This is a genomic window from Alcaligenes sp. EGD-AK7 (genome assembly GCF_000465875.3).
GTDB lineage: Bacteria > Pseudomonadota > Gammaproteobacteria > Burkholderiales > Burkholderiaceae_B > Alcaligenes > Alcaligenes phenolicus.
This window is the reverse complement of sequence record NZ_AVOG02000069.1, coordinates 55,573-70,135: the sequence shown is the minus strand read 5'-3', so window position 1 is coordinate 70,135 and position 14,563 is coordinate 55,573. Positions and strand designations below refer to the sequence as shown.

At 57.6% G+C, this 14,563-nt stretch carries 10 protein-coding genes; 3 read left to right on the top strand and 7 right to left on the bottom strand.

Annotated elements, in window-relative coordinates; translation table 11 throughout:
* Positions 1 to 48: 48 nt before the first annotated feature.
* The 5 genes from gltX to N879_RS18475 all read right to left on the bottom strand — a co-directional run bounded on the left by gltX (position 49) and on the right by N879_RS18475 (position 6,465).
* On the bottom strand, positions 49 to 1,458 hold the full coding sequence (gene gltX / locus N879_RS18495) for a glutamate--tRNA ligase (protein WP_009460641.1): 1,410 nt from the start codon (positions 1,456 to 1,458) through the stop codon (positions 49 to 51).
* Between the two features lie 103 nt (positions 1,459 to 1,561).
* Complete coding sequence (locus N879_RS18490; RefSeq protein WP_009460643.1) at positions 1,562 to 2,203, bottom strand: response regulator transcription factor; 642 nt, start codon at positions 2,201 to 2,203, stop codon at positions 1,562 to 1,564.
* On the bottom strand, positions 2,200 to 3,279 hold the full coding sequence (locus N879_RS18485; RefSeq protein WP_022983594.1) for a sensor histidine kinase: 1,080 nt from the start codon (positions 3,277 to 3,279) through the stop codon (positions 2,200 to 2,202). The genes N879_RS18490 and N879_RS18485 overlap by 4 nt, the downstream gene beginning before the upstream one ends.
* A gap of 130 nt (positions 3,280 to 3,409) precedes the next feature.
* Positions 3,410 to 6,112: a magnesium-translocating P-type ATPase gene (gene mgtA / locus N879_RS18480; protein ID WP_022983593.1), complete on the bottom strand. Its 2,703-nt coding sequence runs from the start codon at positions 6,110 to 6,112 to the stop codon at positions 3,410 to 3,412.
* Positions 6,113 to 6,246: 134 nt separating this feature from the next.
* On the bottom strand, positions 6,247 to 6,465 hold the full coding sequence (locus N879_RS18475) for a hypothetical protein (protein ID WP_009460652.1): 219 nt from the start codon (positions 6,463 to 6,465) through the stop codon (positions 6,247 to 6,249).
* Positions 6,466 to 6,858: 393 nt separating this feature from the next.
* On the opposite strand from N879_RS18475, the gene N879_RS18470 reads away from it, so the two are divergent.
* Positions 6,859 to 9,330, top strand: coding sequence for a bifunctional acetate--CoA ligase family protein/GNAT family N-acetyltransferase (locus N879_RS18470; protein WP_022983592.1), 2,472 nt, complete (start codon positions 6,859 to 6,861; stop codon positions 9,328 to 9,330).
* Positions 9,331 to 9,517: 187 nt separating this feature from the next.
* On the top strand, positions 9,518 to 11,596 hold the full coding sequence (locus tag N879_RS18465; RefSeq protein WP_022983591.1) for a CocE/NonD family hydrolase: 2,079 nt from the start codon (positions 9,518 to 9,520) through the stop codon (positions 11,594 to 11,596).
* A gap of 59 nt (positions 11,597 to 11,655) precedes the next feature.
* Here N879_RS18465 and N879_RS18460 read toward each other — a convergent pair whose 3' ends face one another.
* On the bottom strand, positions 11,656 to 12,324 hold the full coding sequence (locus N879_RS18460) for an alpha/beta hydrolase (protein ID WP_022983590.1): 669 nt from the start codon (positions 12,322 to 12,324) through the stop codon (positions 11,656 to 11,658).
* Positions 12,321 to 12,875, bottom strand: a complete 555-nt coding sequence (gene yjgA, locus N879_RS18455) for a ribosome biogenesis factor YjgA (RefSeq protein ID WP_009460660.1) — start codon at positions 12,873 to 12,875, stop codon at positions 12,321 to 12,323. Before yjgA ends, N879_RS18460 begins: the two co-directional genes overlap by 4 nt.
* Before the next feature lie 67 nt (positions 12,876 to 12,942).
* On the opposite strand from yjgA, the gene pmbA reads away from it, so the two are divergent.
* On the top strand, positions 12,943 to 14,310 hold the full coding sequence (pmbA, locus tag N879_RS18450; RefSeq protein WP_009460662.1) for a metalloprotease PmbA: 1,368 nt from the start codon (positions 12,943 to 12,945) through the stop codon (positions 14,308 to 14,310).
* Positions 14,311 to 14,563 lie beyond the last annotated feature (253 nt).

The window sequence follows — 14,563 nt, the reverse complement described above, 5'->3', positions numbered from 1 at the left end:
AGGGCATCTCGAATGAGATGCCCTTTATGTAAGCCTTAGCTATAACGCTTACAGCCCAGCCAAACGCCCCAACACCTTGTCGCGTCCAACCAAAGCCAGCACCGCATCCACCGCAGGCGTCTGCTTCTGTCCTGTCACTGCCACGCGCAAAGGAATCGCCAGCTTGGGCATTTTCACCTCGTGATCCGCCAGAACCTGCTTGATCAAAGCAGCCAGATTCTCCGTATTCCACTGCGGCAAGCTAATCGCCTTGCTGGCAAAATCACGCAGCAAAACACGCGCTTCCGGCGTCAACACCTCGGCCATCAGCTCATCGCTGGCAGGCTCGAAAGGACGGCAGAATAACAAAGCACCTTCAGCCAGCTGATTCAAAGTCTCGGCACGGTCTTTCAACAAACCCATGATGCCGGGCAAATCCTGACCATCCGTCTTGCCACCCAAGGCCTCAATACGGGGAGCCACACGCTCGGCCAGATCCGCATTGTCGCTGGCCTTGATGTAGTGCGCGTTCACCCAGTTCAACTTCTTGGGATCCCACTGCGAAGCCGACTTGCTCAGACTGCGCGTATCAAACCATTCCACCAACTGCTCGCGGGTGAACAGCTCGTCATCTCCGTGACTCCAGCCCAAACGAGCCAGGTAATTGATCATGGCCTCAGGCAGATAACCGTCCTTGTCGTAATCCATGATGCTGACCGCACCATGACGCTTGGACAGCTTCTCGCCATCAGGGCCCAGAATCATGGGCACGTGACCGTACTCAGGCAAAGTCGCGCCCAAAGCCTGCAAAATCACAATTTGACGTGGCGTGTTGTTCACGTGATCGTCACCGCGAATCACATGAGTGATCGCCATGTCCCAATCGTCCACCACCACGCAGAAGTTGTATGTAGGCGTGCCATCCGGGCGGGCAATGACCAGATCGTCCAGCTCGCTGTTATCAAAGCTGATGCGGCCCTTCACCATATCGTCCCAGCTGGTTGCGCCGGACTGGGGGCTCTTGAAACGAACTACAGGCTTGCGATCAGCCGGGATGGCAGGCAATTGCTTGCCAGCCTCAGGACGCCAGGTACCGTCATAGCGAGGCTTCAAACCTTGAACACGCGCTTTTTCGCGCATGGCTTCCACTTCCTCGGGGCTGCTGTAGCAGTAATAGGCATGGCCGTCTTTCAGCAGCTGGGCGATGACCTCGCGGTAACGATCCATGCGCTGCATCTGGTAGAACGGACCTTCGTCGGCATCCAGGCCCAACCATTGCATACCATCCAGAATGCCTTGAACCGCCTCGGGGGTGGAACGCTCCAGATCCGTATCCTCAATACGCAGCACAAAAGTGCCTTGATGATGACGGGCAAAGGCCCAGGAGAACAGTGCAGTGCGTGCGCCGCCCAGGTGCAGATAACCAGTGGGCGAGGGGGCAAAACGGGTGCGGATGACGTTGGAAGTAGACGTGCTCATAACTTGTGTGTGGCCTTGACCTTGGGAAGCCCGCATACGGGACCGAATCTGCGTATTTTAACCCAGCACGCCAACTAGGAAAGAACCGCCGCGCAGAACTGTCCTAATGGCCGCTTTCTGTATTGAGTTGATCGAACTGGCGCACCAGTTCCGCCAGTGACCCGGCTTGCATTTTTTGCATCACGCGGGCGCGGCGAACTTTGACCGTCACTTCTTTCACATCCAGCTCGGCCGCGATCTGCTTGTTCAGCAGGCCTTGCACCACCCGCTCAAAGACATCGCGCTCGCCCGCGTTCAGGCTGTCCCAGCGTTGCTGCAAAGTCAGCCGGGTTCTGGCTTCTTCCTTGCGCTGCGCATCAGCCGCCAGAGCCGACTGCACGGCATCAATCAGGGCCTGATCTACAAAAGGCTTGGTCAGAAAATCCCAGGCACCATGCTTGATGGCCTTGACCGCCATATGAATATCGCCGTGGCCAGTAATAAAAATGACCGGCATATGCAGCCCGCGCGATTCCATCTGCAAATGAAAATCCGTGCCGCTTTGCTCGGGCATGCGCACATCCAGCACCAGACAGGCAGGGGCATCAGATAAAGGATGCGCCAGAAAGTCTCGTGTAGAGGCAAAGCTCAGCGCGTTCAAGCCTACGCTGGCCAGCAAATCGTCCAGGGCCGCGCGAACGGACGGGTCATCATCAATGATGTAGACGGTGGGCGTGTTCAGAGAGGAATCCAGATTTTCTGTCATGGCGCCAAAGGTAAGGTGAAATGAAAGGCAGCACCGCCATCGGCTTGGTCAGTGGCCCAGATATGGCCGTTATTGGCATCAATAATGGTGCGGCTGATGGTCAGGCCCAGGCCCAGGCCGCTTGCCTTGGTGGTCCAGAAGGTATCAAACAATTGGGACAGCTGCGTGCCCGACAAGCCGGGACCATTGTCCTTGATGGAAAACAGCACCTTGTTGGCTTGCGGCTTGTCGCCGGGCAAAACGCTGGTTTCTATGGTGATATGAGCTGCATGGTAGTCCGAGGGAGGGGACAGGGCTTCGATGGCATTGAGCAGCAAATTGGCCATTACCTGCTGAATCTGAACCCGGTCGGCAAAGACCTGGGGCAGATCGGACTGCAAGGCCAGACGCAGATCAATATGCTGACGTCGCATCTCGCCACCGGACAGGCTAAGCAGCTCGGTCAGAGCCAGATTCAAATCAAACGCGCTGCTGGTGGGGGCTTCGTTACGGGTAATGCTGCGTACCCGATCCAGCACATCCTTGGCGCGCTGGGCGTCGTACACAATACGCTGCGCGGCAGCCTGTGCCTTCTTGACATTAGGGGGCGAGGCTTCCAGCCAGCGCTGACAGGCGCCCGCGCTGCTGTTGATGGCGGCCAAAGGCTGGCTGACTTCATGGGCAATCGAGGTGCTGAGCTGGCCCAGGGTAGTCAAACGGGACAGTCGCAGCAAATGCTCGCGCGTCTCATGAGCCGCCGCCTGCACGGATTTGAGCTTCAGCCCCAGATACGAGGTGATCGCGATGGCAATAATACTGATGCCGGTATTGACCAGGCCCACGTCGTAGTCGCCCGAGCGGGTCAGCAGAAAACTGACCACGGTCAGCACCATGCTGATGGTAGTCAGGGCAACAACTTGCCGTGCCGACAGAAAACGAATCGCTATCAGCAGCAGCGGGGTGTGAAAGACCGCAGCGGCGATAGCGTAGTTGGTGACGGTATCGGCAATGAAGACCAGCGCCATCAAAATACAGATGCCGGTCAGGGCCAAGGCTCGGTAGGTTTTGCTCGATAGGAAGCGAAGGGGCGGTGTCATATCTTTCGTGTATGGGCCAGGCCGCAGGATGGTGTCTGTCGTGTGGCCATCATATACCCGAGGTTCTTTCAGAATGTGCGTTAAGGCCTGAGCCCCCGAAAGGATTTCCGGGGGCCCAGACCTGTCCGACTTAGAACCACTGGCCAAAGCGGCGGATGTACAGCATTTTCATACCCTGTGCGACCAGGCAGTAAGCCAGCAAGGTGCCGACCAGCCACGGGAAGTATTCCCAAGGCAAAGGCTGCAGGCCAACCAGTGCACCGACGCCCGAGAAGGGCAGATAAATACCAATAGCGGCAATCAGGAAGGTCATCAGCATCACAGGCAGGGCTGCGGTGCTTTGGATGAAGGGGATCTTTTGCGTACGCAGCATGTGAACAACCAGTGTCTGCGAGAGCAAGCCTTCAATAAACCAGCCGGACTGGAACAGCGATTGCAGTTCGGGCGTATTGGCGCCAAACACGTACCACATCAGGACAAAGGTGGTGATGTCGAAGATGGATGAGGTCGGGCCTATCCAGATCATGAAGCGGCCAATATTCTTGGCATCCCATTTACGCGGTTTGCGTAGAAAGTCCTTATCCATGCGGTCCCAGGGCAAAGCCAGTTGGGAGATATCGTAGAGCAGGTTCTGAATCAGCAAGTGGATGGCCAACATGGGCAGGAAGGGGATGAACGCACTGGCCACCAGCACCGAGAACACATTGCCAAAGTTGGAGCTGGCTGTCATGTTCAGGTACTTGATGATGTTGCCAAAGGTTTCGCGGCCTTTGATCACGCCTTCTTCCAGAACCAGCAGGTTCTTTTCCAGCAGGATGATGTCTGCCGATTCCTTGGCAATATCCGTGCCGCTATCCACCGAAATCCCCACGTCGGCATCGCGCAGGGCGGGGGCGTCGTTGATGCCATCCCCCAGAAAACCGACGGTGTGACCATTGGCTTGCAGCGCTTTGAGTACACGTGATTTTTGCAGGGGCGTGAGCTTGGCAAAAACCGAGTGGCGCTCGACAGCGCAACGCAGATCGGGGTCTTGCATCAGCTCGATTTCAGGTCCGAGCAAAGGCTTGCCGGGCTCCAGGCCCACTTCACGGCAGATTTTCGCGGTAATGATTTCGTTATCGCCGGTCAGTACTTTTACGGCTACACCGTGCTCGGTCAGGGCGGCAATCGCTTGGGCAGCACTTTCCTTTGGTGGGTCCAGGAAGGTCAGCAAGCCTTGTACCGTCATCTCGCGTTCATCCTGGGCTTCATAACGGCTCTTGGCCTGTTCGACAGGAATACGGCGAGTGGCAATCAGCAGGACACGGAAGCCGTCCGAGTTGTAGCGGTAAGCCATTTTCAGCAAACGGGCACGTTGCTCGGTATCCAGTGGCAAGCGCTGGTCACCGTCTTGTACGTGGGTGGCAATGCTGAGCATTTCTTCCACCGCACCCTTGCAGACCATGAGCTGTTCGCCTTGCGGATTTTGCACGACAACCGATAGGCGACGACGCACAAAATCAAAAGGCAGTTCGTCTATCTTGCGGTAGGAGCCAATGGCTTGCAGGGCAGAGGGTGTTTTTTCTGCGAAGCGCAGTACCGCCTGATCCATCAGGTTCTTCACGCCGCTTTGGTGCAGGCTGTTGAGCAGCGCCAGTTCCAGAATGCGAGGACTGTTGCGATCATCCAGACCCAGATGGTGTTCCAGAATGATGCGATCTTGTGTCAGGGTGCCGGTCTTGTCGGTACACAGCACGTCCATGGCACCAAAGTTCTGGATCGCGTTCAGACGCTTGACCACCACCTTGTTCTTGGCCATGGCCACCGCGCCCTTGGCCAGGTTGGAGGACACAATCATGGGCAGCATTTCAGGGGTTAGGCCCACGGCAACGGCCAGTGCGAACAGGAAGGCTTCGGTCCAGTCGCCTTTGGAGAAACCGTTGATCAGCAGCACGATGGGCACCATGACCAGCATGAAGCGAATCAGCAGCCAGCTGACGCTGTTTACGCCCCGGTCAAAAGAAGTTTCGGCGCGCGAACCGACAATGGCTTTGGCCAGCGAGCCGAAATAGGTCTTGGCACCGGTGGCCACAACCACTGCCGTGGCCGTACCGCTGACTACGTTGGTGCCCATAAAGCACATATTGTTCTGGTCCAGCACACCGGCCTGGGAGCTGGACGCCGTAGCACTTTTGCTGCTGACTGCGCTAAAGACATCGTACTTTTCGACAGGCAGGGCTTCACCTGTCAGGGCGGCCTGGCTGACGAACAAGTCGCGGGACTCTATCAAGCGCAGGTCTGCCGGGATCATGTCCCCAGCCGACAGGCGCACAATATCGCCGGGCACGATCTGGCTCATGGGGATTTCGCGCATGACCGTGGCGCTGGACACGGTAGAGCGTCGTTGTACGCTGGCGGTGGTACGAACCATGGCTTTCAGAGCCTGGGCAGCTTTGCCGGAACGGTACTCCTGCCAGAAACGCAGCAGGCCGCTCAAGGTGACCATGACCACAATAATCAGCACGCCGGTGTAGTCCACTTCTTCGCCCGAGCGCATGGGCAAAATAATGTCGGTGACAGCACTAACGGCGGCCAGCACCATCAGGACCGCAATAAAGGGATTTTTAAAGGCCAGCGCCAATTGAATCAGGGCGTGGGCGGGCTTGTCCCGGGCGACCTCGTTAGGGCCGTATTCGGTCAGGCGGCTCAAGGCTTCGGCGTCGGTCAGGCCATTCAGATTGGCTTGTACAGAGGCCAGGGTTGTCTCCAGGCTAAGTCCGGTTTCGGTGGCCGTGCGCAGCTTGGCGTCGTAGTCCACTGAGCGCAGTGGCGGACGATGTTGTTGAATGCTCATGTAATGCTCCTGGTGTACAGGCGTGACGGTGCTGTCCATCCCAAGAGATGGACACAGCAGGTCCTGCCGACCGGTGTGAGGGTCGGCAAACTAAAGATAAGAACAAGCGGATTTAGTAAGCGTCAGGCCAGCGTTTAGTGGCTGGGCAAGGTGCAGCGCCACACTCGCGCTGAGGGTGGTTTGTCACTGTCTGCAATCCAGTGAATTTCTGGTTTGCGACTGGCCGTGTTGATACGCCAGGCAATAGCGGGGCGGCGGCCGGGAACAGCACGCTCGCGAGGGCAAGGTGTGGCAAGATGCGAACCCGACGAGGTCAGGGCCCGGATCGGTCCAGTATGAATAATGCGGTGCATGGTTGACTCCTGATCGTGCTGCGCAAGCCACATCAGCAGACAACCCGGTGGGTCAGTAGCGTCTGAGGGGCCTGTGCAGCATCTTTCTTCGACTGTCGTCGCTGGACATAGTGTGTTTTTTCCTGTCAGAGAGAACGAAAGGTCCTGCTTTCCGAACGGGTGTTATTTTACGACCTGCAAGCCGCTTTGCGACTGGCTTTGCGCCCGTTTTGCCCAGGCATTGGCGTATGGTTGCTATACGAAAGTATATGAATGGCCCGCCACGGGATAAAAAACCGGCTGCATGATGCAAGACAGAGATAGCCAGCCAAGTCTCTTTTATTTGTAGGCGGCTGTGCTTAAGATGGGAGAATTCATTATTTTGGTGTGTGGTTTTCTTATGGCGGAACAATCATGGCAGCCCTAAGGCATCGTCTGACAGCATTGTTTGAGCCCCGTTCGGTGTTGGTCGTGTCCACCTTGCCTTTGCCCCTGATAAACGAGATGCCAGCCCGATTGGCTGGGCGGATCACGCAGGCACGGATTACAGCCACGCAAGTGCTGGTGCCCGATCGTCTGGAAGGATTGACCGATACACAGCGCCTGGATCTGGCGCTGGTGTGTATCGAGCCGGTGCGTTTGCCACAGGCCCTGGATGCCATCCGGGTGCATAAGCCACGTGTGGTTCTGTTGCTGCCCTCCAATCTGGCCTCCCGCGATCCTATGGAAGACATGGTGTATGCGCGCTCCTGGGCCCGTATCAATAATTGTCTGGTGCTGGGGCCGCGTGCCTTCGGGATACAACGGCCGCATCTGGGCCTCAATTTAAGTCACGAGCCGCAAATGGCACTGGCGGGCCGTGTGGCCTTGGTGTCTCAGTCGCGCTCCATTACCTCGGCCTTGATGGACTGGGCCGAAGATGTCAGCCTGGGTTTCTCCGCCATTGTGTCGGTCGGGGACGAGGCCGTTATCGACGTGCCCGAGGTGCTTGAATATCTGGCCATGGACCCGCGCACGGACAGTATTGCGCTGTATCTGGAGCACACACCTGCTTCTCGTCGTTTCACCAGTGCCCTGCACGCCGTGGCGGCCGTCAAACCTGTGGTGGTTCTGAAGGTAGGCGGCCAGCGTCAGCAGGGCGAGGCCCACGAGGCGGTCTTCAATGCCTTGATGCGGCGTGTGGGGGCGGTGCGCATTCGTTATTTTGTGCAGCTGTTCTCGGCCCTGAAAGTGCTGGTTTACACCCGCCGTCCCAAAGGGCGGCGTATTGCCTTGTTCTCCAATGGGAATGGGGCCGCGCAGATGGCTTTGGATGTACTGGGTTCGGATGCCGCGGTGACCTGCCCGGAGCTGTCGCCCTCTACCCAGCGGGCGCTGGATAATCTGCTGGCTCCTGGCGACCAGGTTCAGAACCCGGTCGTCACTTATGTGCCACTGACGCCCATGCGTATCGACTCGGTTATTTCCACCTTGCTGGATGACAAGGAAATTGACGGGGTGCTGGTCTTGCTGACACCAGACCCCTTGGCCGATATGCCGGCGGTATCGCGTGAGCTGGCCATGCTGTCGGCCAGTGCTCGCAAACCCATTATTACGTGCTTGATTGGGGATGCGGATATGCGTCCCCTGCGTCATTTGCTCGATGGTGTGGGGACGCCGGCTTTCCGTACCCCGGATACGGCTGCCAACGCCTTCGATCTGCTGGCCCGCTATCACTACAACCAGCATTTGTCGCAGCAGACCTTGCCGCCTTTGCCGCTGGGCACCTTGCCTGAGGTAGAGCCTGCCCGAGAACTGGTACGCCAGATTCAAAGCGAGCGCCGCGAGGCTAGCGAGCAGGAGTGCCGCGATCTGCTGCGCTACTTCCACGTGCCTGTTGTCGACTTGCGTGTGACGCACGATCAGGGTGAGCCTGATCCTGATGTCCCGCCCATGGGTCTGCGTTTTGAGACCGATGACAAGTTGGGCCCTTACGCCGTCTTTGGTGGGGCCGATCACGCGGATTGGCTTTCCTCATCCTATCCGGCGGTAGAACTGCCACCGCTGAACCGCTATCTGGCGCGCCAGTTGGTGGAGCGTAGTCCCTTGTGGCGCAAGAGCCTGTCCTCGCAATTGACGCCTTTGGTGTTGACGCAACTGTTGCAGGTGCTGGAGCGTCTTTCGGATTTGATGAGCGAGTTGCCCGGCGTGCGCCGTGTGGTGCTGGACCCCATCATGGCGGGCGAGAATAGCCTGTACATCAAGAGCATTTCCATTTCCCTGAGCAGGCAGTCCATGCTGGTACTGCCTGAAACGGCTGGCTATCGCCACATGGCGATTCATCCCTATCCGCGTCACATGATTGAGCGGCGTCAGTTCAAGGATGGGCAGCGCTGGACCTTGCGCCCTATACGTCCCGAGGACGCCGAGGCCTTGCAGACCTTTATGCGTGGCCTGTCGGATGAAAGTCGCTACATGCGCTTTGTGTCCATGCTGCGAGAACTGACTCCACGCATGTTGTCGCGCTACACCCGTATCGACTACGACCGGGAGCTGGCGCTGATCGCTACCGTGCGTTCGCCCAATCCAGATAACCGTAACCATCCCCGTGACGAGATTATTGGCTTTGCCCACTATCTTCGTAATGGTGATGGTCGGGGGGCGGAGTACGCCCTGGTTATCGGGGATGCCTGGCAGCGGCGTGGTCTGGGAGTCATCCTGATGGAGGCGCTGATACAGGCTGCCGCCGAGCAGGGGCTGACCTACATCGACGGCTATGTGCTGGCCTCCAATGCGCCTATGCAAGCCTTGATGAAGCGTCTGGGCTTTCAGAACGATGCGGACCCGGAAGACCCCAGCATGCGTCGCGTCTGGCTGGATCTGGGTGAGACCCGTCGCTCGGATTAGGCACAGGCAGGCCTGTCTGCTTGTCAGGTAAATACCCGTTTAATTGTTCCCCTGATGTCCCGATTCACTCAACGGTGGCGGGACTATGATGCACTCGTGATGGCAGGCAGTACAGCGCTGGAGTGCTGGCTGCCGCCGCATCAATGGATGGTGCCCACCACCGACGGCGCCACATACCGGGGACACAATGATGCGATTGAATCTGGCTGCTTTGCAGCGCTGGGTGCTGGGCTTGTTCTTGATAGGCGGCCTGCTGGCTTGCTCCGGGCAGACAGTGATGCCACCTGAAAAAAACCATTACGAGTTCTCCATGGAGAACGACAGCCTGGAAATGCGCGATGGTGTGCGCTTGGCGGTGACGTATTATCGGCCATCGGCTAAAACACCGGGTGAAACCTTCCCGGTCATTCTGGAGATGCTGCCTTATCGCAAGGACGATTTCTTCGCGCTGGGTGACTACGAGTACGGCTCTTATTTTGCCAAGCGGGGCTATGTGCTGGCGCGGGTTGATGTGCGTGGCACAGGTGGCAGCTCTGGCCCTGTCCCTGTCAGCGAGTATTCCGCTGCCGAGATTGCCGATGCCGAGGAGCTGATCGATCAGTTGTCTCGCAAGAGCTGGTCCAATGGCAAGGTGGGTATGTACGGCCTGTCCTGGAGCGCCTTCAACTCCTTGATGACGGCTCACAGAAAACCGCCAGCACTCAAGGCCATTATCGCGGCGCACGGTTCTACCGATCTGTTTTACAACGACGTTCACTATATTGATGGTGCCTTGCATATTGACTCCTATGCGCACCAGATTGATACCGATAACGCCATGCCGCAAAGCCCGGATTATCGGATTGACCAGGAGTATTTCAAGAACCGTTTTGACCGCGAGCCCTGGATTTTTACCTGGCTGCGTCAACAACAGGACGGCGATTTCTGGCGTGCCCAGTCCCTGGCCTTCAAAAAGCAGCCTTTGGAAGTCCCGGCCTATTTGATTGGTGGCTTGCTGGATGGCTATCGTGATTTTGCGCTGGATGTCAGTCGAACCTCGAAAGCGCCTGTAATTGTGGAAATGGGGCCCTGGAACCACGCCTGGCCAGAATATGGCGTGCCTGGCCCGAATTATGAGTGGCGCGAGAAGGCGGTGCGCTGGTGGGACTACTGGCTTAAAGACATAGATACCGGAATTCTGGATGAACCGCGTCGGATGGCCTTCATGCGTACCGGCCATGCTCCCGCTACCGATCGGACCAGCGTGCCCGGTTATTGGCGCTGTGATCCGCAATGGCCGGTGGAAGGCGCGCGGACTCAACGTCTGCATCCTCAGGCCGGACACCAGCTGGCTGCTATTTCTCCTGCCTCCGGTTTGGCTCAGACCTTGCGTTACAAGGCTGGAGCGGGTTTGGCTGGTGGTGGCTGGTGGGGTGAGCAAACGGGCGATATGGCTGCCGATGATGCACATAGCCTGGTGTATGACTCCGCGCCCTTGAGCGATGCCATGGAAATCATGGGTATGCCTAAGGTACGTCTGAAGGTCGCGGCTGATGCGCCTTTCTATCAATGGACAGTGCGACTGGAGGATGTGGCCCCGAATGGGCAGGTTTCTTTGGTCAGCGGGGCAATCATCAACCCTTCCCAGCGTATCTCGCGTCTGGAACCACAGCCCTTGGTGCCGGGTAAGGCCACCAATTTGGAAACATCCATTCACTTCACTACGTGGCGTTTCAAGCCGGGCCATCGTATCCGCCTGGCGGTGAGCAATGCGCAGTTCCCTATGGTCTGGCCCAGCCCGACGCCGGGTGTCACCAGTCTGTTTCCGGGTGCGGATACCTGGGTAGACCTGCCCGTGGTGCCTGTGCGGGAGCAGGGTACGCAGGCTTGCGTCATGTCGCCACCCCAGGCGAGTGAAGCGGCTCCTTTCGGCCGCACTATTGACGGGGATGGCCCCATGTTCAGCAGTGTTCGTAATGAAGCTACGGGCGATTCGACGTTCACCACCAGCAATGAGCTTAGCTGGGTGCTGCATGACAATTTGTACCGCTCCGAGGAGATGTATCGCTGGGAGGTCAATGATGCTACGCCTGCCAAGGCGCGCTATCAGGGTGATCGGCGCAATGTCTTTACGATCAAGGGGCGGGAGATTGATATGTCAGCCCAGGCTCGGATCGAGTCCGACGAGTCGTATTTCTACCTGACTTTCACGCGGGTGCTGAAAGAGGATGGGGTGCAGGTTCGGGAAAAGACCTGGCAAGAGCGTATTGCTCGGATCTATCAATGAAAAGCTGAATAAGAAACGCCGCTGTGATTGCAGCGGCGTTTTTTTGTCTTGTGCTCTGATTAGCGCAGTACCTGTTTCAGGAAGTGGCCAATCGCGCTGATTTCTTCCGGGCAAACAGCGTGGGGCATGGGGTAGACATTCCATTGCACCTGATAGCCCATGGCTTCCAGTTGCTGACGGCTGGCTTCGGCACGTGTCAGAGGCACGACCGGGTCCATGCTGCCATGCGCCATGAATATAGGCGTGTTCTGATTGGCCTGATGACGTTCTTTTTCCACCGCTGTCGCCAAAGGCAGGTAACCGGACAGGCAGAGCATGCCAGCCAGACGCTCTGGCAAGCGCAAGCCGGTTTGCAGCGTCATGGCACAGCCTTGCGAGAAACCGGCCAGAACAATATTTTCCGTGGGAATGCCGCGAGCGTTTTCGCGGGCAATCAGGTTCTGCACTTCGATCTGCGATTGGCGCAGGCCGCTTTCGTCCTCGTGGCGCACCAGGTCCGCCACATAAATGTCGTACCAGGAACGCATGGCCATGCCGCCATTGATGGTGACGGGCTGGATGGGGGCGTGCGGGAAAATGAAACGAATAGCGGGGGCGTTTTGCAGGCCCAGCTCTGGCACGATAGGGGCGAAATCGTGGCCGTCAGCGCCTAAGCCATGCAGCCAGATAACGGCGTGCTGAGGGTTGGCACCGGTTTCAATCTCAATCGACTCAAGCAGAGGGTTCATGCGGACTCCGAAAGATCTACCAAGGTCTTGATGTACTGGTACAGGGCGCGGTAGTGCTTGCGCTGTGGGTCCTGGCCTTGTACCAGTGTGGAATTTTTCTCGGCTTCTTTGCGTGCGGCACGAATCAGGGTGCGCAATTGCTGGATATCGGCGCCGGAAAATTCATTCATGAATTCGGTCAGAGCGTCGTCATCACGCAACAACAGGTCGCGTAGCGCTTCCAGCCTGTGCATGGCACGGGTGTCTTCCTTGGAGCCGTTTTCCCAGACGTCCAGTTGTTTCAGGATCGGTTCGGGCTCCACATTGCGCATCAGCTTGCCCACGTAGTGGATTTGACGGCGGCGTCCTTCGCGGGCCGTCGGGCTGATGCGCTTGGCATCCTTGATGGCAGCCATCAAGGGCTCGCCCAGATCAAGTTGTTTGAGTCGGTCGTCCGAGAGCTCAATCAGGCGTTTGCCCAGGTCGAGCAGAGCGTGCATTTCGCGTTTTACCTGCGATTTGCTGGGGCGGTCGTAACCGTTTTCATCGATTTCAGTGCGTGGACGGGCCATAAGAAGTGAAATAGCAAAGATTGTCGCCAATTGGCTATGATAACCGCCTAACCCTCAAAGAGTAGCAATGAGTCATCCAACTATTTCCCAATTGTCGATCAGTGCCAATCAGTTCCAGTTTTGTGAATTGGTGGATGAAGCGCTGCGGCATGCCAAAAAACTGGGCGCCAGTGATGCTGCCGTCGATATTTCAGAAAACAAAGGTCTGGCCGTCTCTGTGCGCCAGATGGAACTGGAAACGGTAGAGCAGACGCAAGACCGCTCCTTGGGTGTGACCGTGTTTGCAGGCCAGCGCAGTGGCTCGGCCTCCACGTCGGACTTTTCGATCAAGGCGCTGCGTGAAACGGTGGAAGCCGCCTGGCATATTGCCCGCTACACCGCTGAAGATCCTTTTGCTGGGCTGCCTGAAAAAGACATGCTGGCGCAAAGCTATCCCGATCTGCACCTGCACCATCCCTGGCTGCTGGACGCGGATCAGGCCGTCAAACTGGCGATTCGTGCCGAGCAGGCTGCGCTGGAGTTGAGTCCTCTGATCAGTAATTCCGAAGGCGCGTCGGTCGATACGCTGGAAGGGCATTTTGTGATGGGTAACAGCCGCGGCTTTCTTGGGGGCTACCCCTATAGCCGTCACTCGCTCAGCGTCAGCCCCATTGCCGGCAAGGGCGACAATATGCACCGCGACTACTGGTACAGCAGCTCGCGTGACCCTTCCCGCCTGGCCAGCCCCGAGTCGGTTGGGCGTTATGCGGCCGAGCGCACTTTGTCGCGCCTGTCGGCCCGCCGTATTCCGACCGGCCGCTATCCGGTGTTGTTTGAAGCCCCGCTGGCTGTGGGCTTGATCGGCTCTCTGGTGCAGGCCACCAGTGGCTCGGCCCTGTATCGCAAAACCAGCTTCCTGCTGGATTCTTTGGGCAAGTCTGTCATGGCCAAGCACATTGACGTGCTGGAGCGTCCGCATCTGGCTGCCGCCATGGGCAGTGCACCGTTTGATTCGGAAGGGGTGCGTACCTGCGACCGTGATGTAGTGCGTGGCGGCGAGCTGAAAGGCTATTTTCTGTCTTCCTACGCAGGCCGCAAACTGGGCATGCCATCTACGGGGAATGCCGGTGGTTCGCACAATTTGCTGCTGAGCTCGCGCCTGACTCGTCCCGAGGACGACCTGGATGCCATGTTGAAGAAAATGGACCGAGGTCTGCTGGTAACCGAGCTGATCGGCCAGGGTATCAATTACCTGACCGGCGACTACTCGCGTGGTGCCTTTGGCTACTGGGTGGAAAATGGTCGTATTCAGCATGCCGTGGAAGAAGTGACGATTGCAGGCAATCTGGCCGAGATGTTTGTGCAGATTGTGGCCGTGGGTGCTGATACCTTTGCGGCTGGCTCCAAGCGTACGGGTTCCATCCTGATCGAGCAGATGTCGGTGGCCGGTTCCTGATTTCTGCTACCTGGAAAACTGGCTTGGCCCCTTATACCTTGCCACGGGCAAGAGGGCGCTCAATAAACAGATGTTTACGGCCTGAGTTCGGAGTCGCTTCCGACTCAGGTCGTTCTCTATGGAGCGCCGTTCAGGTGTTTCAGGTCAAAGACCCGACAATATAGGGCCGGATTTGCGGGATAATCCGGGCTTTCCCAGCCCCCCATTCGGGGCGCGCCAGTGTACTATCCATAGCATAAAAATATTTCCCAGT